The following is a 21110-nucleotide window of genomic DNA, read 5'->3' as shown; positions in this document are numbered from 1 at the left end:
CGAGTAGCGCGGAGGGTGTTCGTCTGCCGTTCACCGGACACCCGGAACCCGGACCCCCACATCACCTACACATAACGGGTCTGGACCGAAGTGAGGTCCCGAAGCGCGACTCGAAGGAGCACCTGTCATGCCCCCGTCCCCCGACGTCTCCCGCCGCACGATTCTCGGCGGCGCCGCCGGTGCGGCCGTCCTCACCGCCCTGCCGCTCAGCGTCCGTCAGGCGCTCGCCGCCCCCGCCCGCCCCGGCCGGCTCCAGGACATCGAGCACGTCGTCGTCTTCATGCAGGAGAACCGTTCCTTCGACCACTACTTCGGCACCCTGCCCGGCGTCCGGGGACTCGGTGACCGCACCGCGATCCGCGGCTCCAACGGCCGGTCCGTCTTCCACCAGCCCGACCCGGCCCGCGCCGAAGGCTATCTCGTCCCCTTCGCGATGAACGCCGCCCACACCAACGCCTACCGTCAGGGCGCACCCGCCTTCGGCTTCGTCGACTCCTTCCCGCTCTGGAGCGACGGCCGCGCCGACGGCTACGTCACCGGCCGCTCCAGCGGCTGGCTCGGCCACGGCTTCTACGAGCCCGCCGACATGCCCTTCTACAACGCCCTGGCCAGCACGTTCACCGTCTGCGACCAGTACCACGCCTCGGTGCAGTGCAACACCAACACCAACCGCGACCACTTCATGACGGGCACGAGCGGCGGCACCGTCAACGACACCGTCGTCTACAACAACAGCTACATACCCGGCGGTTACACCTGGACGACCTACGCCGAGCGCCTGGAGCAGGCCGGTATCAGCTGGAAGACGTACCAGGCCCGGGACAACTACGACGACAACGCCCTCGCCTGGTTCAAGCCCTTCCAGCAGGCCAAGCCCGGTGAGCCGCTGTACGAGAAGGGCATGGCCCGGGTCGGGGCGGCCGCCGACGAGAACGACGGCCACAAGATGGGCGACGCGCTCGTCGAGGCCTTCCGTGCCGACATCGCCGCCGACCGGCTGCCGCAGGTCTCCTGGATCGTCGCCCCCGAGGCGCTCTCCGAGCACGCCAGCTGGGCGCCGCCGAACGGCGAGGACCTCACCGCCCGCCTCGTCGAGGCCCTCGCCGACCACCCGGACGTCTGGGCCAAGACCGTCTTCATCCTCAACTACGACGAGCACGGCGGCTTCTTCGACCACTGCATGCCCCCGGTCCCGCCGCTCTCCGCCGAGCGGGGCAAGGCCACCATGTCCGTCGACGGCGAGGTCGTGGTCCGTGTCCAGAAGGCCGACGGCTCCACCGCGATGCGCGTCGTCGCCCAGGACGGCCGCTACCGCGTCAAGGCCGCCGACGGCACCCTCGGCTGGTCCGAGACCCTGCCCGCCGGCGAGAAGCTCGTCTCCGGACCCCACGCCATGGGCCTCGGCATCCGCGTCCCCGTGCTCGTCGTCTCGCCCTGGACCCGGGGAGGTGTGGTCGACTCCTCCGTCCTCGACCACACCTCCGTGATCAAGTTCCTGGAGCGCCGCTTCGGCGTCCACGAGCCCCAGATCAGCGAGTGGCGACGGGCCGTCACCGGCGACCTCACCTCCGTCTTCGACTTCTCCGGAGAGGAGATCGACTGGCCCGAACTCCCCGACACCAGCGGCAACGTGGCCAAGGGCCAGGCCGCCGCAGGCAAGCCGTCGATCGCCGTACCCTCCCCGCAGTTCTTCCCGAAGCAGCAGCGCGGCACCCGCCCCGCCCGTGCCGTGCCGTACGCCCTGTCCCTCCGCACCCAGGTCCGGGACGGGCGGATCGAGCTGGACTTCCGTAACAAGGGCCGCCAGGCGGCCGTCTTCCAGGTCTACCCCGAGCCCGGCAGCCGCCCCGACTTCTACACCGTCGGCGCCCGCTCCGAGCTGTCCGGCAGCCGCCCCGCCGCCGACGGCTACGACCTGCGTGTGCACGGCCCCAACGGATACCTCTGGCACCTGCGCGGAGCCGCCGACGACGCCCTGGAGGTCCGCCTCTCCGAGGACCACGACGACCGCCGCCCCGAGATCGAGATCGAGATCAAGAACCGGGGCCGCCGCGCCCGTACGGTCCTCGTCGGCGACCTCGCGTACGGCGGGGGAGTCAAGGAGGTCCGCGTGGGTGCCCGCGACGACCGCACCGTGACCGTGCGGGTGCCCGACGAGCGCTGGTACGACATCGCCGTCGGCGCCGCCGACGACCCGCTCTACCTGCGCCGCTTCGCCGGACGCTGCGCCGACCGGAACGCCGGCGTCACCGACCCCGCGATGGGTCTGCCCGAGGCGCTCGCCGTCGAGGTCACCACGGCCGACGGCGACGAGCCCGTCGTCGCGGGCGGCGGCACGGCCCGCTTCACGGCCACCGTCACCAACCGCGGCCCCGTCGAACTCCGCGACGTCCGGGCCCGGTTCACCGTCCCGGCCGGCTGGACCGCCAAGGCCGTCGCGGACACCCCGCCGCAGACCCTGGCGGCCGGCTCCTCGTACTCCGCGAGCTGGGACGTCACCGCCCCGGCCGATGCCGAGCCGTACGGCTCCGCCCGGCTGCTCGCCGTCGCCCGTGCCCGAGCCACCGACGGACTGCGCCTCGCCGAAGGAGAGGTCCAGGCCCGGATCGCCCCCGTCATGACCGGCCACCTGCTCGGCGAGGACTTCCAGCCGCTCGCCGGCAGGCTGGTCAAGCGCGGCCAGGTGCTCGGCTGGACGGCGACCGCCCCCGACGGCTGGTCGGTCGTCAACGCCGCCGCCATGCCGCAGGGCACGCCCATGTTCCAGGGCTGGACCTTCCACACCCGGCGCGCCTGGTCGGGCGGCTCCCAGAACCGGCCCAACTTCACCCGCGGCCTGGGCATCGTCGCCGTGGCCGACCCGGACGACTGGGACGACACCGGATCGCCCGCGGCCAAGGGCACGTTCGACTCGACCCTCGTCTCCCCGGCCGTCCCCGTCCCGGCGGGCACCACGACGCTGCGGCTCGACTTCGACTCCCACTACCGCCAGGAGGGCAACCAGAAGGCCGAGGTCCGCGCCGTCTTCGACACCGGCCAGGAGCAGGTCCTCCTGCAGTACGGCCCCGGCTCACCGGACGCCGAGAACACCGCCGTCGGCAAGGAGTTCGCCGTCCCGGCCGACGCAAGGACGGTGACCCTCCGGTTCCGGATGTACGACGCCGGAAACAACTGGTACTGGGCGGTGGACCACATCCGCCTCGGCTGAGATCGGTAGGCCCGTGCGCGTCGGGGTCGCGGGGCTCAGTGGCGGGGACGCAGGTCCGCGCCGTAGACCGTGCGGTAGTCCGGGACCACGACGCGCGTCCCGGGCGACTCCAGATGGACCTGGCGGATCAGTCCGGCCAGGTCCATCGTGGCGTCGGCGACCACCGGATCGCGCAGGTCCGTCTCGAAGTTGTCCCAGTGCACGGGCACGACGACAGCCGGATGGCCGAGGGCCCGCAGCAGCCTGGGGACGTAGCGATGGGTCGAGGCGCTGGAGGGGACCGGCACCATCGCCACATCAGGGCGGAGCCCTTCGGCGGACCGCTCGGCGAAGTCGCTTGCGCCCATGAGGCACAGGCTCGGCCCGTCGGCGCCGGCCGTCACCTGGAAAGCGAGGGTGTCGCCTTCGGGCAGGTCGGAGATGGTCGTGGGCGGGGCGGCCGGCGGCCCGGTCAGCGTGCCCGGCGCGAAGTAGGAGTGCTGCTTGTTGCGGCTGTGCAGACTCGCCACGACCTCGACCACCAGGCCCTGGCCGAAGTCCAGCACCTCGCCGCCCTTCACCACGGAGACCTGACCGGGATCCACGCCGAGCGCGACCAGCAGATGGTAGGTCGTCTCGGTGCCGAGGACCCGCGCGCCGGTCTTCTTGGCGAGGTACGGGACGTCGGCGACATGGTCCCAGTGGGAGTGGCTGACCAGGATCAGCTCAGGGTTCCCGGCGAACTCCCGTACCAGCTCGGCGTCGGTCTCCGCGATCCGCGTGGCCGGGTCGAAGGGCTTCTCGAAGAGGCCGGTCTTGAAGCGGGTCAGATACGGGTCGAAGAGCACCGTCCGCCCGCCGACGTCGATCCGCCAGCCCGCGGTGCCCAGCCAGCGCAGCGACGCGGAGCCGGGAGCGGGGGTGCCGGCCTGGGCGGCAGGTTGGGCCTGGGCCGCAGCGGCGGGCAGGAACGGTAAGGCCCCGCCGGCGGCGGCGCCTCGCAGGACGGACCGCCGGGGGAAGGTGTGCGTGTCGTCGTTCATGGCGCCAGGAAATCAGCCGATGCGCTCGCCTGTCCAAGACCGAATCGTCCTGGCGCCCATGGCCATTCGGCTATGCCGCCAGGCGGCGGAGGCTACGACCTGCGGCGCGGCTTGCCGGGCTTGCTGCCGCCGCGCTTGACGCCCTTGGCACCCTTCGCGCCGCTCTTGGCCGCCGGCCTGCCCCCGGTGCTCCTGTCCGGACGCTTCGCCTGCGCCTTGGCCTTGTCGCTCGCCTTGGCCTTGGCCTTGGGCTGCGGGGGAGTCGGCGTCCGGCCCCGGGTGCTGTTCACCGTCCGGCCGCGGACGATCCCGATGAACTCCTCCACCAGGTCCGGGGTCGGCTCGGCCTGCGGCCAGGACAGCGCGACCCGCGACTCGGGGGTGTCCGAGAGGGGACGGTAGGTGAGGTCCTTGCGGTGATGCAGCCGCGCGAGCGACTGCGGGACCACGAGCAGTCCCACCCCCGCCGCGACGAGCTCGATCGCGTCGGCCGTCGTCGCCGGACGCTCGATCGCCGGCAGCCCCGGCGGGCGCTCCCAGTCGAGGGTGTCGTCGAGCGGATGCAGCACGACCTCCTCGGCCAGGTCCCCGGGCGAGACCTCCTCGACCGCCGCCACCACGTGGTCCTTGGGGATCACGACGACCGTGGTCTCGGCGTACAGGGGGATCGCGCTGAGATCCGCACCGTCCACCGGCAGCCGTACGAATCCGGCGTCCGCGCCACCGCCCCGCAGCAGCTCGAAGGCCTCGGAGGCCGGCACCTGGACGAGGGTCAGCGGGACGTCCGGCAGCCGCTCGTTCCAGATCCGCACCCACTTCGTGGGCGTCACTCCCGGTACGTACGCGAGCCGGAACGCGGGGGATTCTTCCTGGCCAGTCACTCCGCCAGGTTACCCGTCGTGGTCAGAGGTAGTTCACATGCTCGATACCCTTGACTCATGACGTCGCACCAGACCGCCCAGACGATGAAGCCCGCGACCGCGGCGAAGAAGCTGGGTGTGTACCTCGAGGCCACCCCCGCCGAGTTCCAGGAGGGTGTCGTCTCGCGCACCGAGCTGAACGCCCTCCAGACCGATCCGCCCGAGTGGCTGCGCGAGCTCCGCCGCACCGGGCCCCACCCGCGTCCGGTGATCGCCGCGAAGCTCGGCATCTCCATCTCGGGCCTGGCCCGCGGTGGCATCACCGAGGCGCTCACCACCGAGCAGATCGAGGCGCTGAAGCAGGAAGACCCGGAGTGGCTCCAGAAGGAGCGCGCCACCCAGGCCGAGGTCCGCAAGGAAACGGTCCGTATCAAGGAGAAGAACGCGGAGAAGGCCGCCAAGGCCGACCGCTCCGACTCCTGACGCTCTCCCGGTGCCCTCCTACGCTCTCCCGGCGCCCTCCTGGCGTCCTATGCCGCGCGTACCGGCGCCAGGTCGGGGCGCTTCGCCGTGCGGCCCTCCCCGGAGGAGCGGCCGCGCAGGCGCCTGCCGACCCATGGGCCGAGGAAGCCCGCGACCCACCGCGCCTCGTCGAGTGCCCGGCGTGGGCCCGACGGCCGCGGGCCCGGGTTCGCGGGCAGCGGGAGGGTCCAGGCGTCGTCGCTGCCGGGCAGCGCCAGTGCCTCGGCCACGGCGGCGGCGATGCGCGCGTGGCCGAGCGGACTGGCGTGCAGCCGGTCCGGGCTCCACAGCCGGGCGTCGGTCACCACCGGGTGGTGGAAGGTCTCGGCGACCGCCACGCCGTGCCGCGCCGCCGCCGTGCGGATCCGCGCGTTGAGCGCGGTGACACGGGAACCGACCGGCCGCGCGAGCGGGATGATCCGCCCGGCGTCCGGGAACGTCACCGTCGCCACCCGCGCGCCCGCGGCCGTCAGTTCGGCGAACATCGCCTCCAGATGACCGGCCACGTCGTCCGCGTCGAAGCGCGGCCTGAGCAGGTCGTTCATCCCCGCGATCACGGTCGCCACGTCCGGCCGCAACGCGAGCGCAGGACCGAGCTGCTCGGCCCGCACCTGCCCGGCGAGCCTGCCCCGCACCGCCAGATTGGCGTACGTCAGTCCCGGACTGCTCACCGCCATCGACTCGGCCAGCCGATCGGCGCAGCCACGCAGGCCCGTGCCGTCGTCACCGTCCCCGAGCCCTTCGGTCTGGCTGTCGCCCAGGGCGACATAACGCGCGTACGGACCGGTGTGCATGGCTCGTGCTCCTCCGTGCGACGGCGTGCCCCGAGCGGCCCGCCTCGACGGTATTCAACACCGAACCTAATCAATTACGCGAGTAGTTCCGCGATCTTGGTTGGTCGTGACACGGCCCGCTGTCAGTGGCCCCTGCGAAGATCGGCGGATGACGGATCGCACCGCGGCCATCGCCGCCTACTGGGACGCCGCCGCGGCGGCCTTCGACGACGAACCGGACCACGGTCTGCGGGCCGACCGCACCCGAGGGGCGTGGGCCGCGCTCCTCGACGCCTGGCTGCCGTCCGGACCGGCCGACGTCCTCGACGTCGGGTGCGGTACGGGTTCGCTGTCCCTACTCCTCGCCAGGGCGGGGCACCGGGTGACCGGGATCGACCTGGCCCCGAAAATGGTGGAACAGGCGCGTGCGAAGCTCACGGACGCGGGCTTCGCCTGCCGCTTCCTGCCGGGTGACGCGATGGACCCGCCGACCGGAGCGGCACGGTTCGACGTCGTCCTGTCGCGGCATCTGCTGTGGACCCTGCCCGATCCGGAGGCCGCCCTGCGCGCCTGGGTGAACCGGCTGCGGCCGGGCGGCCGGCTGGTCCTCGTCGAGGGGCGCTGGCGGGAGTCCGGACAGAGCGGGGTGCCGTACGTCGCCGGAGCCGAATCGCTGCCGTGGAACGGCGGCATCGGGGCCGACGACCTCGCCGCGGCCGTCCGCCCGCTCGTCTCCCGGCTCCGTGTCGAGCCGCTCGACGGAGCAGCCGACGACGATCTCTGGGGGAAGCGGGTGGACGACGAGCGGTACGCACTGATCGCGCACGTGTGACCGTCAGCCCTGGCGCACCACGCGGTAGCGGTGGAACGGCGCCTCCTCGATGGGCAGTTCCGGCCGCCACGTCCGGAGCGCCTGGGCGGAGGGGGTGAACAGCGGCAGGGGGAGGCGGTCGGGCGCGGTCCACTCCCAGCGCTCGATCTTGTCCGGCTCCGCGACGGTCGGGGTGCCGCTGAAGGCCCGTACCACCGCCACCGCCGTCAACCGGGTGACCTCCGTCGACGTCATCGTGTCCAACAGGATCCCGATGACCTCGACGTCGGCATCGTCGGCCACGAGCGTGGTCTCCTCGGCGAGTTCGCGGACGGCGGCCCGCTCGATCGACTCGCCCGGGTCGACCTTCCCGCCGGGCAGCTCCCACGTGCCGCTCGGGTGCAGGCCGAGCAGCACCCGCCCGGCCTCGTCGGTCACGACGACACCGGCCCCGAGCGAGGCCTGAGCGGTCGGCGGCTGGGCGTTGCGGTGCGGCGGGTGCATGGCGGCTCCTCGTGCGGACGGGGGTGGGTGTCGCCGGCCAGCCAACCATGCGCGGCTACACGGCTCGGCCGCCGCCCTGGAGTCGACGCAGAGCGAGCAGCCCGCCGATCCCGGGGATGACGGCCAGCCGGCGGGCGCCCGAAGCGGCGGCGCCGGGAGTGGGCCAGGCGGCCGCGATGGTGACGAGATACGCGGTGCCGTGCAGCGGACCGACGAGCGACGAGACGGCAGGCGTATGCGTCGTCAGGAGGTTGCCCAGGAGGGCCACGAGGGAGGCCGCCTCGGCAGCCGCCGCGATACGAAGGGTGCGCACGGGCCTCACGCCCCCGTGGTCGAACCAGGGCGGACGATCATGAGGACCACGACGACCGTCCAGAGGAGGTTGAAGACGCCGGTGACCATGGCGAGCCGGGAGGCGGCCGCACGCGAGGCGCCCGCGTCGGCCCCGCCCGGATCGGCGCCGCCCGCGTCGCCCCCCTCCCCGCCTCCAGTCGCGACGCCGGCCAGCATCAGTCGCTGGCCCGGCAGGATCGCCAGGGCCAGGACGGCCGCGGCGACCGCGGTGAGCGCGAGCGACGTCAGCAGCCAGGCATCGGTCAGGACGCCGAGCTGGATCGCGGTCGCGAGCCCGAAGACCGGGACGGCGACGCCGGCGACCGCGTACCCCCGGCAGATCTGGTGCAGCAGCGTGGCGAACGGCGAGGCCTGGCGCGCGTAGCGGGGGAACATCGACGCGGCGACGGTGATCGGTCCCACCACCAGGATCGACGCGAGGACGTGTATGGACAGCAGCAGCTTGGTCACCGCGGGCCCCTCCAGCAGAGAGCTATATGTTGGCTGCCAATAGATAGCACGTCTACTCGTCTGATGTGTAGGCTGCCTACTCATGAGAGCGGATGCGGTGCGAGGGCACCTCGACGGACTGCTGCTGGCCGTGCTGGAACCGGGGCCGCTGCACGGGTACGCGATCATCACCGCGGTCCAGCAGCGCAGCGGAGGCGTGCTGGATCTGCGTACCGGCACGATCTACCCGGCGCTCAACCGGCTGGAGCGGATCGGGCTGCTGAGCAGCAGCTGGGACTCGGTCGGCGAACGCCGTCGGCGCTGCTACGAACTGACCGACGCCGGGCGCGAGGGCCTCGCGGGGGAGCGGGCCGCCTGGCGCGAGTTCACGGCCGCGATCGGCTCGGTCCTGAATCCGGCCCCCGTCCGCCCCGGAACCGCGACATGAGCGCCCTCACGAAGGCCTCGGACCCCGTCGACGCGTACGTCGAGGAGCTGAGGAGCGCCCTGCACGGCCCGCGCCGGGCCACCGTGCGCCTCGTCGAGGAGGTACGTGACGGGCTCACCGACACCGTGGCGGCCCACACCCACGAGGGAGCGTCCTACGAGGACGCCGTCCGGCTGGCGGTACGGGAGTTCGGCACCCCGGCCGAGCTCGCCCCCGTCTGCCAGCGCGAACTGACGATCGCCCAGGCCCGCCACACCGCGCGCTCCGTCGTCCTCGCCGCCCCGCTGCTGCTCGCCTGCTGGTACGCGCTCCTCGCCATGGGCACCGGCCAGGGCGGACCGCTGCCCCGCACGGCCCAGTCGCTGGCCGTGGTCGCGGGTGTCGCCGCGCTCCTCGCCGCGACCGCCCTTGCGGCCACCGGCCCCCTCGCACGCCACCTGCCCACCCCGCACCGGCTTCCGCTCCTGGTCGCGTGGACGGGCACCACGGCCAGCGTGTCCATGGCCGTGGCCACCCTCTCCCTGGCCGTCGCCGCCTTCATGACGGCCGCCTGGCCCGTGATCGTCCTGGCCTGCGCCCTCGCCGCGGCCTCCCACGCCCTGACGGCCCCCTCGGCCCGCGCCTGCCGGCGCTGCGCCCGGCTGCCGGCCTGATCCCCGGATCTCCCAGCCGCCGTCCTCAGCGCGGGGCGTCGCTCACCCGCACGGCGAGCGGCGCCCGGAACGAGAGCAGGTCCAGGACGGGCGGGGGCGGCGCCCCCGGCGTGAGGTGCAGACCGGGAAGCCGGCGGGCCGCCGCGCGCAGCGCGACCGAGGCTTCCGTACGTGCGAGGGACGCGCCCGGGCAGCGGTGGCGGCCCGCGCCGAAGGACAGGTGGTGGCGGACATCGGCGCGGAAGGGGAGCATCCGGTCCGGGGCGTCGAAGACCTCCCGGTCGGAGCCGCTGCCCATGAGCATCAGCAACAACTCGGCGCCGGCGGGCAGCCGTACGCCTCCCAGGTCAACCGGCTCGGCCGTCACCCGGCGCCAGGTCGTCACGGGCGGTTCCCGGCGCAGCACCTCCTCGACCCACGCCTCGGCCAGTCCGTCCTCGGCCGCCACCCGCGGCCACAGGCCGGGTTCGGTCAGCGCGCCGCGCAGGACCGTGGCGATGAGCTGGCCGGTCGTGGACTGCCCGGCGATGAACACGAAGAAGCACGCACCGACCGCCGTCGCCACGTCCACCGGCTCGCCGTCCGGCAGACGGTGGCGGGCGAGCGCGCCGACGAAACTGTCCGGCGGGGCCGACCTGTCGGTCACGACCGACGTCAGCCACCGGTGGAACTCACCCACAAGAACGGCCAGTTCGAGCTGCCGCTCCGGTGTGGGGCGGCCGTAGAAGAGCTCCAGCGAGGCGTCGCTCCACCGCACCAGGGTCGTGGGATCGAGACCGTCGATCCCCAGCAGCTCCATCATGACCCGGCACGGCAGGGTGTGCGCGAACGTGCCGAAGAGGTCGCTGCCGCCCTGCTCGTCGAGCTCCGCCCGTACGGTGTCCAGCAGTTCGCCGGCGACCCGCTCGATCACCGGCACCGCCGCCGCGACCCGCCGGGCGTTGAAGAACCGGGTGACGACGCGGCGCAGCCCGGCGTGGCTCCCGGTCGCGTTGTTCGCGAGCGCGGGCCGCAGCCGGAAGCCGGCCCGGGCGAGGACCCGGAGCGCCGGAACGCTCAACGGGGTCACCGCGTGCTGGGCGTTGTCCGGCCGGAACACCTCCGGATCGAGCAGCACCCGGCGGACGTCCTCGTAGCGGCTGACGAGCCACAACCCCGTGGTCGCGTCCCGATGGACCGGCGCCTCGGCCCGAAGCGTGTCCAGCCAGGGGAACGGGTCGCGGACGAAGTCCTCGCCGAACAGGTCCAACCGGTCGAGCGGGAGAAGCGGCGAGCTCTCGGAGCCGGTCGCTCCACCGTACGGGCAGGCGTCGGCGGGACCCGTCGGGGAAGCGGGCCCCGGCCCGCCGAGGGCGGTTGTCACGGTCGCGGACGCTAGCACGTGGCCGTACCCCTACCGGCCGGTCTGTGCGCCGGATCACGCCGGGAAAGGCGCAGGCCAGAGGTGGTGGACAGGCCCTTGTGGCGGGCGCTCGGTCCACCGGCTCCCGCCCTGTGGCGGGCGCTCGGTCCACCGGCTCCCGCCCTGTGGCGGGCGCTCGGTCCACCGGCTTCCCTCCCGCGCCCGCCCGTCACTCCCTACGGAACGGGGCGCGGCGGCCGTCGGGTTCGGTGATCGTGAGTGCGCCGGCGGGGCAGAGACCGGCCGCCTCGCGGGCCGCCCCGTGCAGCTCGTGCGGGGGCCGGGGCTCCAGGAGGACGACCCGGCCGTCGGTCTCGTCCTGGTCGAACACCTCGGGCGCGGTGAGGGCGCACATCCCGGCGCCCTGGCAGCGTTCGCGTTCCACGCTCAGCTCCACGGCGTTACTCCTTGTCCCAGGTGACGGGCAGGCTGTGGACGCCGTAGATGTTCATGCCCGCACGCAGGGGTACGTCCTCGGCCGGGACGGCCAGCCGCAGGGTCGGGAACCGGGTGAGCAGCGCCGGCAGGGCGACGCTCATCTCCACGCGGGCGAGCTGCTGGCCCAGGCACTGGTGGATGCCGTGCCCGAAGCCGAGATGGCCGGTCGCCTTGCGGCGCACGTCGAGGGCGTCGGGGTCGGCGAACCGCTCGGGGTCCCGGTTCGCGGCCTCGACCGAGAGCACCACCGTTTCACCGGCCTTGACCACCTGGCCGTCGAGCTCGACGTCCTCCAGGGCGACGCGGACCATGGTGTGGGCGATGCTCAGATAGCGCATCAGCTCCTCGACGGCCTGGTCGGCGAGGCCGGGGTCGGCGCGCAGCGTCGCGAGCTGGTCCGGGTGGCTCAGCAGGGCGAAGGTGCCGTGCGCGAGCATGTTGGCCGTGGTGTCGAGGCCCGCGCCGAGCAGGAAGGCGCCGATGCCGCTGAGTTCCTCGTCGGTGAGGTCACTGCTCGTCAGGTCGCTGAGGAGGTCGTCGGTCGGCTCGGCCCGCTTGGCGAGCACGAGCCCGGACATGTACTCCTGCAGCCCCGTCATGGCGGCCATCTGCCTCTCGAGGGTGGCGTCCACGCTCATCAGGTCGCGCACGAACCCCGTGAAGGTCTCGCGGTCGGCGTACGGCACCCCGAGCAGCTCGCAGATCATCAGCGCCGGGACGGGCTGGGCGAACGCCGGGACGAGGTCGACACCCGGGCCCTGGCGCTCCATCGCGTCGAGGTGCTCGGCGGTGATCCGCTCGACCCGCTCGGTGAGCAGACGCATCCGGCGGACGGTGAACCGGCCCGCGAGCAGCCGGCGGAATCGGGTGTGCTCGGGCGCGTCCATCCCGGTCATGTCGCCGACCGGCGCCGGCGGCAGCACGCCCTCGGGGCCGCCGGGGAAGGGATAGTGCAGCAGTTCGTACCGCGAGCTGAAACGGGAGTCGGCGAGGACCGCCCGGACGAGGGCGTGGCTGGTGATCAGCCGGCCCACGTGGCCGTCGGGGAAGGCCAGTCGGCTGATCGGTTCCCGCTCGCGCGCCTCCGCCAGCTCGGTGGGCGGGTCGAACGGGCAGCCGGCGGGGCGGGCGGTCGGCAACCCGCGGGGCTCGGGCGTCTGGGCGGACGAAGCGATGGTCATGGTGTTCCCCCAGTCGGAAGGGTGCCCTGGCATGCCGGGCACCTCGGACTTCAACGGTGTTCAACCGGTCTGGCTCGTACACCGTAAGAGAATGCTTGCACGGCGTGCAAGTGCGAGTTGAACGGTGTGCAAGCTTTGGCCGGATCCAGCGGCGCGGGGGCGGAAATCGCGCGGCGGCGCCCGCTGCCCGTACCCGAAATCCCGTGGAAGCGCCCCTGCGCGGACGGACAGGATGGCGCCATGACACTTCGTGAGAACCCCGCGGAAGCCCTGCTGGTCGTGGACGTCCAGTCGGCCTTCGTCACCGGCCCCGGCGCCGTACCGGAGGCGGACAGCCTCCTGGACCGTACGGGCGAGCTGATCGCCCGGGCGCGCGCGGCCGGCGCGCTCGTCGTCCATGTGCAGAACGACGGCCCGCCCGCAGCGGACTGCGAGCCGAACACCCCCGGCTGGGAACTCCACCATCGTGTCGAGCCCGGCCCCGCCGAGCTGGTGATCCGCAAGGTCAGGGACGACAGCTTCGAAGGGACCTCACTGGGCGCCCTGTTGACCGACGCCGGCGTACGCTCGCTCGTCGTCTGCGGCATGATGTCCGAGATGTACGTCCAGGCGACGGCCCGCACGGCCCTGGCGCGCGGCTACCGCGTGGTCGTCCCGTACGACGCCCACGCCACGCACGACATACCGGCGGCCCCCGGAATCGCCGACGCGGTCCCGGCCGCCACCGTCTCCCGGGTCGCCGCCTGGGCCCTCAGCCGCGACGCCGACGTCACCACCCCCACCGCGTCCGTCACCTTCACCACCCCACCGTCCTGACAGACGCTCAGTCCACCCGGATCGCCAGGACGCACGCGTCGTCCTCGTGGCCCGCGAGCTCGGGATCGGCGACCAGGGTGTCGATGAGCTGCTGCGGTTCCAGCGTGGAGGAGTCGGCGACCGCGTTCGCCAGGCGGTCGATCCCGACGGTCACGTCCTCGTCCCTCCGCTCGACCATGCCGTCGGTGTAGAGCACCAGCAGATCGCCCGGGAGCAACGGGGCCGACGAGGTCTCGTACGCGTACCCGGGCAGCGCACCGAGGAGCGGGCCGCGCTGCTCGGTCCCCATCGGCTCCACGGCGCCGTCGCGGAGCAGCAGCGGGGCGGGATGCCCGGCATCGGCCCAGCGCAGCAGCTTGTCCTCGCCGATGTGTCCGGCCACCACCGTGGCCGTCTGCCCGGCCGGATCGCTGCACACCAACTCGTTCAGCCACGTCGTGATCTCGCCGGCGGACGCGCCCGTCTGCGCCAGGCCGGCCAAGGCGTGCCGCTGTTGCGCCATCCGGGCCACGGCGTCCAGACCGTGTCCCGAAGCGTCGCCGATCGCCACGAGCACCCGGCCGTCCGGCAGCAGCCGGCACTTGTACCAGTCCCCGCCCACCGCCGCGTCCGGCTCGGCGGGGCGGTAGGAGGCCGCCACGGTCAGCCCGACAGCGGCGAGCGCCTCCGAATGGGTGGGAAGGATCGCCTCGCGCAGCGCGTCCGCGACCCGTCGCTCCGCCTCCGTCTGCCGCCGCAGCCGGTCCGACTCCCGCTCCGTCTCGGCCAGCCGCCGCCGGCTGCGGATCTGCGGAGTGAGGTCGCGGGCCACCAGATTGACCGCCCACGGCCTGCCGTCGGTCCCGGCCACCGGCCGCCCCAGCAGGTCGAGCGTGCGGAGCTCCCCGAGCACCAGGAAGCGGATCCGGGTCCACGCGGGCTCCTCGCCCGCCAGCACGGAGGCGAGGAACTCGGAGAACGCCGTCAGGTCGTCGGCCAACAAGGCGTCGCACAACTGCTCCAGCGACCACGGCATGCGCACATCCGCGTGGAAGATCCGGCTGAGCCCCTCCGACCAGGTCACCTTCCCCGACAGCAGATCCCAGTTCCCCCACCCCATCGACGCCAGGTACTGCGCGTCGATGGTCAGCAGCTCGGCCTGGCTCTGCACGGGCCGCCACGTCGCAAGCACCTGCAGACCGCACCGGGCCGCGGTGTACAGCAGCGGAGCCCGGTGGATCCGGCCGAGCCGCTGCTCCGTGTAGTCGACCACCCGTCCGTCCAGGGGCCTGCCGGTGTCCACCACCTCCGCCAGGGCGGCCAGCAGACCCGAGTGCGCCGCGCCCGGGCGCGCCTCCAGGAACCGCTGTCCGACCTGGCGGTGCGGAGCCTCCAGCCATTCCACCGACCGGACGCGGTTGCCGGCCACGATACGGAAGTCCAGTACGGCCCCGGCCTCGTCCCACACCGGTTCGAGCAGCACCGCCGAGGCCGGGATCGCGGGCAGCAACGAACACGCCCCGCTGTCGCCCGGCGCGTGACTACTGCACAGACACCGCGAGGCCCCGTCCGTCTCGGCCGTGGCCGGCAGTACCGACAGGGACTGCAGCGGTGACGCCATTTCCGTCCCGCCGGGGCCCGCGATCGGGCGCTCCGCGGTGCGGCGCACCGCCGCGCGCAGGGAGGCGACCTCGCGGCCGATCATGCCCTTGAGGGCGTCGACGGTGTCGGGCAGGGGAAAGCTCATCGTTCGCCTCCTTGTGAGACGGGGCCGTGTCGACGGTCCCTTCACGGCCAGGCCGTCCGCAGCCGGTCGTGGTGTCCGGCGAGCCAGGTGGCGAAGTCCTGGAGGCCGGGGTTGAGGTCGCGTACGGCGGCGAGGTCGCGCGCGGCGGTGAAGCGCTCCTCGCACTCCGCGTAGTACTGGAACATGTTCCCCGTCTCGTCCGCGCCGGGATGACCCTGTGCGCGGTACTCGTCCGCTGTCAGCGGCCGGTACCGCACTGGCTCGCCGAGGGCCTCCGTGAGCGCGGCGGCCATGTCGGCCACCTTGAGGTGTTCGCCGGCGATGCTGACCGTGGCGCCGATCAGGTCCGTACCGCGCCGGAAGACGGCCAGTGCTGTCTTGCCGATGTCGTCCACCGCGATCCCGGAGAGCCGGCTGTCGCCCATCGGGAAGACCAGCCGCAGTGCGCCGTCGTCACCGCGCTGGGGAGCGAAGACGCCGAACAGGTTCTCCCAGTAGAAGGCGGAGCGCAGGAACGTCGTCGGTACGCCCTCGTCGGTGAAGTAGTGGTCCGCCTCCGCCTTGCCGTCGAAGTGGGACACCTTGTAGTGCTCCTGGAGCGTGGGCATCCGGTCGTCGTCGAGGGGGATGCACGCGCGCGTGTCCTCCAGAGTCGACCAGATCGCATGCTGCACGCCCGCGTGGGACGCGGCGTCGGCGACCGCGTGGGCCTGCGTCTTCTCCCGCTCGGCGGACATGTGCTCCCAGAAGTTCGTGACGACGTAGGCGCCGTACGTGTGCTCAAGTGCCGGGGCGAGAGTGGGTGGGTCGTCCATGTCGGCCCGGACGATGTCGGTGACGCCGAGACGCTTGAGTTCCTGGGCGCCTTCTCCGTCGGGGTCGCGGGTGACGGCGCGGATCGCGAACTCCTCGTCGCGGTCGGCCAGAAGGGCCCGTACGAGCCCTCCGCCCTGCTGCCCGGTCGCCCCGAACACCGTGATGATCTTCTTCTCGGCCATGACTCGATTCGCCTCGCAGCGTCACTTGAGGTCGGCCCTGCCCAGCGCTTTCCCGAGGCGCCGACCGGTATGCATCGCGTCATCGGCACGCCCCGCGCCCGGCACGGCCGGCTCTCAGCCCGAAGCGTCCGGACGCACGATGACGACCGGGCAGGACGCGTGCGTGGCGCACTGCTGGCCGACCGAGCCCAGCAGGAGGCTGGCGAAGCCGCCCCGGCCCCGGCTGCCGACGACCAGGACCGCGGCACCGGCCGACGCACCGATCAGCGCCTTGGCCGGGTTGCCCGGCACCACCTCTTCGGCCAGCGGGACCGCACCGATCGGGTCGAGAACGGTCCGGATCTCCTCGGACAGGACGTGGCGGGCTTCCCTGTCGTCGGGGGCCGCGGCCGCCGGGGGAGCGGAACGTCCCACGGCTCCGGGCACGTCGTAGGCCGCCATCGCGTGCACCGTCGCCCCGATCAGCCGCGCGTGGCGCGCCGCCCACCGGAGGGCCTCGTACGACGTCGGCGAGCCGTCGATGCCCACGACCACACGGCGAGCCTGGTCCTTGGCGGGCGTCGTGGCAGTCCCCGCACGGCTGACGGACTCCGAGGGGACGATGACGACCGGGCAGGACGCGTGTGCGGCGCACTGCTGGCTGACGGAGCCCAGCAGGAGGCTGGCGAAGCCGCCCCGGCCCCTGCTGCCCACGACGAGGAGCTCGGCGTCGGCCGACGCCTCGACCAGCGCCATGGCCGGGTTGCCCCGCACCAGATGCGTCTCCAGCGGCACATCGCCGGCCTCGGTGAGTACCTCCTGGACCTCCTCGGTCAGAGCCTGTCTGGCCAGCGTCCCGTCGAACTCGGCGTCCATGGCCGGAGCGGACCAGCCCACGGCGCCGGGCAGGTCGAAGGCCGACACCGCGGCCACGGTCGCTCCGACGAGACCCGCGTACCCCGCGGCCCAGCGCAATGCCTCGTGCGAAGCCGGCGACCCGTCGACTCCGACGACCACACGGGGAACCTCGCCACCTGTGACCATGACCCCATCCCTCCTCCTTCGGCGCCCCTGCTGCGCCTACCCGCATGGCGGAGCCGTAGACGGGAACTCGCGGGGCGTCGGGAGAAGCTCCGCGAGGCGGGTGGTGGTCATGGCGCGGCCGGTGTGGTCGGGAACTCTGACGTTCGGGCTGGTCAGCGTGCCGGTCGGGCTCTACACGGCTACGGACAGTCACACCATCCACTTCCACCAGCTGGAGCGCTGTACCTCCGACCGGGTCCGTAACCGGCGGGTCAACGAGCGGACAGGCGAGGAAGTCGCCCTGGAGGACATCGTCAAAGGCTTCGACACCGGTGACGAATACGTCCTCGTGGAGCCTGAGGAACTGGAGGAGATCGCGCCCGGCCGCGCGAAGGCACGGGAGATCACCGGGTTCGTCGACCTGGACGCGGTCGACCCGATCTTCTTCGACCGGACGTACTACCTCGGCCCGCGCGGTGACGAACACGGCAAGGTCTACCGCCTGCTGGAGCAGGCCATGTCGCGGGCGAACCGGGCCGGAATCGCCACGTTCGTGATGCGCCAGCACGAGTACCTGGTCGCGGTGAAGGCGGAGCAGGGGTTGCTGACCTGCCACACCCTGCACTGGGCCGACGAGATCCGCGGCCCGCACGAGGAGATCGCCACCCTGCCGGGACGGCTGAAGACCGAGGCCAAGGAACGGAAGATGGCCGAGCAGCTCATCGAGGCGCTGTCGATCGACTGGGACCCGGAGGAGTACCACGACACCTTCCAGGAGAAGGCGGCCGCGCTGATCAAGGCGAAGCAGGCGGGGGAGACCGTGGAGAAGGCCGAACCGGCGGCCGAGTCCACGAACGTCGTCGACCTGATGGAGGTTCTGCGCCGCAGCGTGGAGGACGCCCATGGTCCCCGGAAAACCCGTCGCGACCGCGCGCCCGCCAGGTCACGGAAGAGCGGAGGCCGCCGCGACCTCGAGGACCTCACCAAGTCCGACCTCTACGAGCTGGCCGCCGACGCCCAGTTCCCGGGCCGCTCCACCATGACGCGCGCCGAACTCATCAAGGCCCTCGCCGCCCGACCGCCGGGGCGGCGACAGTTCGGCGTCCGGGAATGTCCCCGCGTGGCCCTACGATGACCGCGGGAGGTCGACAGTCGATGGTGACACCACAACGCAGCGGACAGGACCGCGTTCCGCCCCACCCGGACGTCCGCGCGGTCGGTCTCCAACAGGTGCTCGAAGCCCTCGTCGACCCCGTCCGCCGGCAGATCGTGCGTACCCTCTATGCCGCGGACCAGGATCTCAACTGCGGCGCCTTCGTCCTGCCCGTCAGCAAGTCCACCGCCACCCACCACTTCCACGTGCTGCGCGAGGCCGGCCTCATCCGGCAGCACTACATCGGCACCTCCCGGATGAACGGGCTGCGCCGCGAGGAGTTCGAGGAGTCCTTCCCCGGCCTCCTCCGCGCGGTGGTGGGCAACGAATGAGCACGGCCGCCAGGACACCGCTCGCCCTGCGCATCGTCGCCGACGACCTGCCGGGACGTGCCTGCGGAGGGTACGAGAACGTCCACGTCGCCGTGCAACGCGGACGCGAGCCCGAGGGCGCGGTGCCGGGGGACGCCGCCGAAGCCGCCTGGGAGTTCACCGTCGACACGGTGCTCGCGCCCGACGGCACCCGGGACTTCCGAGGCCCCCACGTCCACGGCCGGCGCGGCGCCCGGTTCCTCTACCTCACCTGGGGCGAGTGGCCGCCCGGCGGCACCTTCACCATGTTCCGGCGGGCCAAACTCTTCCTCGACGACCTCCCCGCCCCGGCCGTCGAGGGAGGCGCCGCCGAGGCACGGCTCGGCCTGACCGACGCCTGCGGCCTGCCGCTCTGCGCCGCGGTGCGCCCGCCCCGCGTCCGGTGGACCACCCGCTGACTCACCGTCACCCGCCCGGCGCGGCCCGGGCGCGGGCCGCCCTCCACTCCCGTACGCTCGCCGTCACGGCAGGGACGACACATCAGGGAGCTGGGTACATGTCCGGACAGTTCGAGGCGACGACGGACGTCGACCGTCCCATCGACGAGGTCTTCGCGTTCCTCGCCGACGGGCGCAACGACCCCAAGTTCAGCCCCCGGGTGCAGAAGATCGAACGCGTCCCCGACGGCCCGACGGCACTCGGCACCGTCTTCCGCTCCACGGTGAAGGACGCCGGGATGACGACGTCGCGGGAGTTCCGCATCACCGAGTTCGACGCCCCGCGCCGCCTCCGCTGGGCCGAGACCTCCAAGAACATCGTCATGGCCCGCGAGGGCGGCTACGACCTCGAACCCCTCCCGGACGGCGGCACCAGGGTCCGGATCTTCAACGTCCTGGAGGGCCACGGACTCGGCAAGCTCCTCGTCGGCTTCGCCCTCTCCGCCGCCCGCAAGGACGCCGACGCGTTCGGCCGCCGCATCAAGGCGACGGCCGAAGCGTCGTAACCCCGCGTCGGGGTCAGGGCGTGACAGGCACGTTCGTCAGACCACTGGTGGCGTTCGTGACCGTGTTCGACGAGTAGACGACGTTCGGGTTCGCGCTGCACTTCGACGTCGACGTGATCTTGATGGTGTACGCACCCACACCACCGAGGTCGGAACGGTTGTTGCGCCACACATTGCCGCAGCCGTTCAGGAACGACGGCGTCGTCGACGGGTTGTGGGTCTCGTACCCGTTCGCGAGCGTGCCGGGCGCGGAGAACGTCCCGGTGTTGTTCTCGATCAGATAGTCGACACCCTTGGCGTCGACCCACGAGTCGGCCGAGTTCTGGCCGGCGATCCCGGTGCCGTTGAAGGTGTTCCCGCGGATCACCCCGCTCTGGGTGCCCTCCTTGATGTCGATGTGTTCGGCGGGTGCAGGTTCACGTACTTGGACGAGTCCGTGACCGTCTGGGACTGGTAGAACTTCGCCGTGTTCGCCGCTCCGACCCAGAGATGGGCGCCGACCTTGAAGCGCGACATGTCCGCGTTGGTCGCGAGCTTGACCTGCGTGGAGCCGACCGCCGACCCCTCGCGCAGCGGGACACCGCTCGCCCAGTGCTGGTTGACGCTGCCTTCGAAGATGTCCTTGCGGTTGGCCGGCGCGGAGGCGAAGTCGCTCGCGTACTTGGGAGAGACCTCACGGGTCTGCACCCGCAGCAGACCGCGGCCGGGCCAGGTCCAGCCGCCCTTGCCGGCCCCGTGGGTCATCCCCTCCTCGTCCCAGTCACTGCCGTCGGCGGTGAGCGTGTCGTAACGGGTGTTCACGTCGGGGCGGAAGGCCAGCGTGGTCTGCCCCAAGCCCGCGCCCCGGAGCACCATGTAGTCGGCGTCCAGGGCGAGTTGACGGGTCACCACGATCCGCCCGGCCGGCAGGGTGATCGAGGACAGCTTGGTGTAGCCGGCCGACGGGGTGCAGTTCGCCCTGACGGCGTCGACGGCCTGCTGGAGACCAGTCGTGGCGTCGCTGCCGTCGGCGCGCACGTTGTACTGGGAGGCGAGCTCCGCGGCCGTGATGTGGCAGTTCGCGTCCGGGTTGGCCTCGGCGGTGCCGGGCAGCGCCGCCCCGCCGCGGTACCCGGCCTTGCTCCAGTCGGGCAGGCCCGCGAGGGGAGCGCGCCGGTTCGCGCTGGTCAGGTCGGGTATCGCGGCGGCCGCCGTGGTGGCGACGCGGTCGTCAGGGACGGCTCCGGTGGTGGCACCGGCCAGACCGGTGATGCCGGTCAGCGCGGTGGCGACGGCGGCGGCGACCGCCAGCGGGCGACGCCATCGGTGCGGGTGACCTCTGTGTGCCGGGCGTGGCTGATGTGCGTATGACATCCGACGTCCTCGGGGTGAGTGCTGCTCTATGGGGAAGCGAAGCGATGGGGGAGCTCAAGTCGCTGTGTTCAGCCAATAGTTAGGAAATATTCCTAACCATTGCGGCGGAGAGTAGAGACGGTCGAGGGGGGTGCGCAAGGCCC

General features: G+C 72.5%; 24 protein-coding genes. 10 read left to right on the top strand and 14 right to left on the bottom strand.

Annotated elements, in window-relative coordinates; all coding sequences use genetic code 11:
• The first annotated feature begins 127 nt into the window (after nt 1-127).
• Nucleotides 128-3208: a phosphocholine-specific phospholipase C gene (locus tag Q5762_RS00430; RefSeq protein WP_315889840.1), complete on the top strand. Its 3081-nt coding sequence runs from the start codon at nt 128-130 to the stop codon at nt 3206-3208.
• 35 nt (nt 3209-3243) lie between these two features.
• On the opposite strand, the gene Q5762_RS00425 is transcribed toward Q5762_RS00430, so the two are convergent.
• Both Q5762_RS00425 and Q5762_RS00420 read right to left on the bottom strand, forming a co-directional pair.
• On the bottom strand, nt 3244-4230 hold the full coding sequence (locus tag Q5762_RS00425) for an MBL fold metallo-hydrolase (protein ID WP_315889839.1): 987 nt from the start codon (nt 4228-4230) through the stop codon (nt 3244-3246).
• Between the two features lie 92 nt (nt 4231-4322).
• Complete coding sequence (locus tag Q5762_RS00420; RefSeq protein ID WP_315889838.1) at nt 4323-5111, bottom strand: LysR family substrate-binding domain-containing protein; 789 nt, start codon at nt 5109-5111, stop codon at nt 4323-4325.
• Nucleotides 5112-5168: 57 nt separating this feature from the next.
• Here Q5762_RS00420 and Q5762_RS00415 point away from each other — a divergent pair, with 57 nt between their 5' ends.
• Nucleotides 5169-5573: a DUF5997 family protein gene (locus Q5762_RS00415; protein ID WP_315889837.1), complete on the top strand. Its 405-nt coding sequence runs from the start codon at nt 5169-5171 to the stop codon at nt 5571-5573.
• Nucleotides 5574-5620: 47 nt separating this feature from the next.
• Here the strand turns inward: Q5762_RS00415 and Q5762_RS00410 are convergent, their stop codons facing one another.
• Nucleotides 5621-6406: an SGNH/GDSL hydrolase family protein gene (locus Q5762_RS00410; RefSeq protein WP_315889836.1), complete on the bottom strand. Its 786-nt coding sequence runs from the start codon at nt 6404-6406 to the stop codon at nt 5621-5623.
• A 148-nt stretch (nt 6407-6554) separates the two neighbouring features.
• Between Q5762_RS00410 and Q5762_RS00405 the strand changes: the two genes are divergently transcribed.
• Entirely contained in the window at nt 6555-7217 is a 663-nt protein-coding gene (locus Q5762_RS00405; RefSeq protein WP_315889835.1) for a class I SAM-dependent methyltransferase, read from the top strand.
• Nucleotides 7218-7220: 3 nt separating this feature from the next.
• Here Q5762_RS00405 and Q5762_RS00400 read toward each other — a convergent pair whose 3' ends face one another.
• Genes Q5762_RS00400 through Q5762_RS00390 form a run of 3 tightly spaced genes read right to left on the bottom strand, consistent with a single transcriptional unit; the run spans nt 7221 to nt 8504 of the window.
• A complete protein-coding gene (locus Q5762_RS00400) occupies nt 7221-7700 on the bottom strand; it encodes an NUDIX domain-containing protein (protein WP_315889834.1) in 480 nt (159 codons plus the stop codon).
• 55 nt (nt 7701-7755) lie between these two features.
• Nucleotides 7756-8013: a hypothetical protein gene (locus Q5762_RS00395; RefSeq protein ID WP_315889833.1), complete on the bottom strand. Its 258-nt coding sequence runs from the start codon at nt 8011-8013 to the stop codon at nt 7756-7758.
• Nucleotides 8014-8018: 5 nt separating this feature from the next.
• Nucleotides 8019-8504, bottom strand: coding sequence for a hypothetical protein (locus Q5762_RS00390; protein WP_315889832.1), 486 nt, complete (start codon nt 8502-8504; stop codon nt 8019-8021).
• Nucleotides 8505-8586: 82 nt separating this feature from the next.
• On the opposite strand from Q5762_RS00390, the gene Q5762_RS00385 reads away from it, so the two are divergent.
• Nucleotides 8587-8931, top strand: coding sequence for a helix-turn-helix transcriptional regulator (locus Q5762_RS00385; RefSeq protein ID WP_315889831.1), 345 nt, complete (start codon nt 8587-8589; stop codon nt 8929-8931).
• Nucleotides 8928-9584 carry a permease prefix domain 1-containing protein gene (locus Q5762_RS00380; protein ID WP_315889830.1) on the top strand — a complete coding sequence of 219 codons (657 nt, stop codon included), beginning with the start codon at nt 8928-8930 and terminating at the stop codon, nt 9582-9584. The genes Q5762_RS00385 and Q5762_RS00380 overlap by 4 nt, the downstream gene beginning before the upstream one ends.
• A gap of 25 nt (nt 9585-9609) precedes the next feature.
• Here Q5762_RS00380 and Q5762_RS00375 read toward each other — a convergent pair whose 3' ends face one another.
• The 3 genes from Q5762_RS00375 to Q5762_RS00365 all read right to left on the bottom strand — a co-directional run bounded on the left by Q5762_RS00375 (nt 9610) and on the right by Q5762_RS00365 (nt 12605).
• Nucleotides 9610-10947, bottom strand: coding sequence for a cytochrome P450 (locus tag Q5762_RS00375; protein WP_315889829.1), 1338 nt, complete (start codon nt 10945-10947; stop codon nt 9610-9612).
• A gap of 208 nt (nt 10948-11155) precedes the next feature.
• On the bottom strand, nt 11156-11383 hold the full coding sequence (locus Q5762_RS00370) for a ferredoxin (RefSeq protein WP_315889828.1): 228 nt from the start codon (nt 11381-11383) through the stop codon (nt 11156-11158).
• A gap of 4 nt (nt 11384-11387) precedes the next feature.
• Nucleotides 11388-12605: a cytochrome P450 gene (locus Q5762_RS00365; protein ID WP_315889827.1), complete on the bottom strand. Its 1218-nt coding sequence runs from the start codon at nt 12603-12605 to the stop codon at nt 11388-11390.
• Between the two features lie 240 nt (nt 12606-12845).
• Between Q5762_RS00365 and Q5762_RS00360 the strand changes: the two genes are divergently transcribed.
• Nucleotides 12846-13421: a cysteine hydrolase family protein gene (locus Q5762_RS00360; RefSeq protein WP_315889826.1), complete on the top strand. Its 576-nt coding sequence runs from the start codon at nt 12846-12848 to the stop codon at nt 13419-13421.
• A gap of 7 nt (nt 13422-13428) precedes the next feature.
• Here the strand turns inward: Q5762_RS00360 and Q5762_RS00355 are convergent, their stop codons facing one another.
• The 3 genes from Q5762_RS00355 to Q5762_RS00345 form a co-directional block, all read right to left on the bottom strand.
• Entirely contained in the window at nt 13429-15147 is a 1719-nt protein-coding gene (locus Q5762_RS00355; RefSeq protein WP_315889825.1) for a PP2C family protein-serine/threonine phosphatase, read from the bottom strand.
• A gap of 41 nt (nt 15148-15188) precedes the next feature.
• Nucleotides 15189-16145, bottom strand: coding sequence for an NmrA/HSCARG family protein (locus tag Q5762_RS00350; protein WP_315889824.1), 957 nt, complete (start codon nt 16143-16145; stop codon nt 15189-15191).
• Between the two features lie 114 nt (nt 16146-16259).
• Nucleotides 16260-17168 carry a universal stress protein gene (locus tag Q5762_RS00345; protein WP_315889823.1) on the bottom strand — a complete coding sequence of 303 codons (909 nt, stop codon included), beginning with the start codon at nt 17166-17168 and terminating at the stop codon, nt 16260-16262.
• Nucleotides 17169-17277: 109 nt separating this feature from the next.
• Here Q5762_RS00345 and Q5762_RS00340 point away from each other — a divergent pair, with 109 nt between their 5' ends.
• From Q5762_RS00340 to Q5762_RS00325, 4 genes are all read left to right on the top strand, one after another.
• Nucleotides 17278-18282, top strand: coding sequence for a Ku protein (locus Q5762_RS00340; RefSeq protein WP_315889822.1), 1005 nt, complete (start codon nt 17278-17280; stop codon nt 18280-18282).
• Nucleotides 18283-18302: 20 nt separating this feature from the next.
• Complete coding sequence (locus Q5762_RS00335) at nt 18303-18632, top strand: helix-turn-helix transcriptional regulator (protein ID WP_315889821.1); 330 nt, start codon at nt 18303-18305, stop codon at nt 18630-18632.
• A complete protein-coding gene (locus Q5762_RS00330; RefSeq protein ID WP_315889820.1) occupies nt 18629-19069 on the top strand; it encodes a DUF5990 family protein in 441 nt (146 codons plus the stop codon). Before Q5762_RS00335 ends, Q5762_RS00330 begins: the two co-directional genes overlap by 4 nt.
• Nucleotides 19070-19167: 98 nt before the next feature.
• The gene (locus tag Q5762_RS00325; RefSeq protein WP_315889819.1) at nt 19168-19614 is read left to right on the top strand and encodes an SRPBCC family protein; all 447 of its coding nucleotides are present in this window, start codon (nt 19168-19170) and stop codon (nt 19612-19614) included.
• A gap of 13 nt (nt 19615-19627) precedes the next feature.
• Here Q5762_RS00325 and Q5762_RS00320 read toward each other — a convergent pair whose 3' ends face one another.
• The gene (locus Q5762_RS00320; RefSeq protein ID WP_315889818.1) at nt 19628-19981 is read right to left on the bottom strand and encodes a hypothetical protein; all 354 of its coding nucleotides are present in this window, start codon (nt 19979-19981) and stop codon (nt 19628-19630) included.
• Complete coding sequence (locus Q5762_RS00315) at nt 19978-20967, bottom strand: hypothetical protein (protein WP_315889817.1); 990 nt, start codon at nt 20965-20967, stop codon at nt 19978-19980. The genes Q5762_RS00320 and Q5762_RS00315 overlap by 4 nt, the downstream gene beginning before the upstream one ends.
• Between the last annotated feature and the right edge of the window lie 143 nt (nt 20968-21110).

Origin of the sequence: Streptomyces sp. P9(2023) (assembly GCF_032436795.1) — a bacterium.
Classification (GTDB): Bacteria; Actinomycetota; Actinomycetes; order Streptomycetales; family Streptomycetaceae; genus Streptomyces.
Note: the sequence above shows the minus strand (reverse complement) of the source record. Positions and strands in the feature narration are given on the sequence as shown.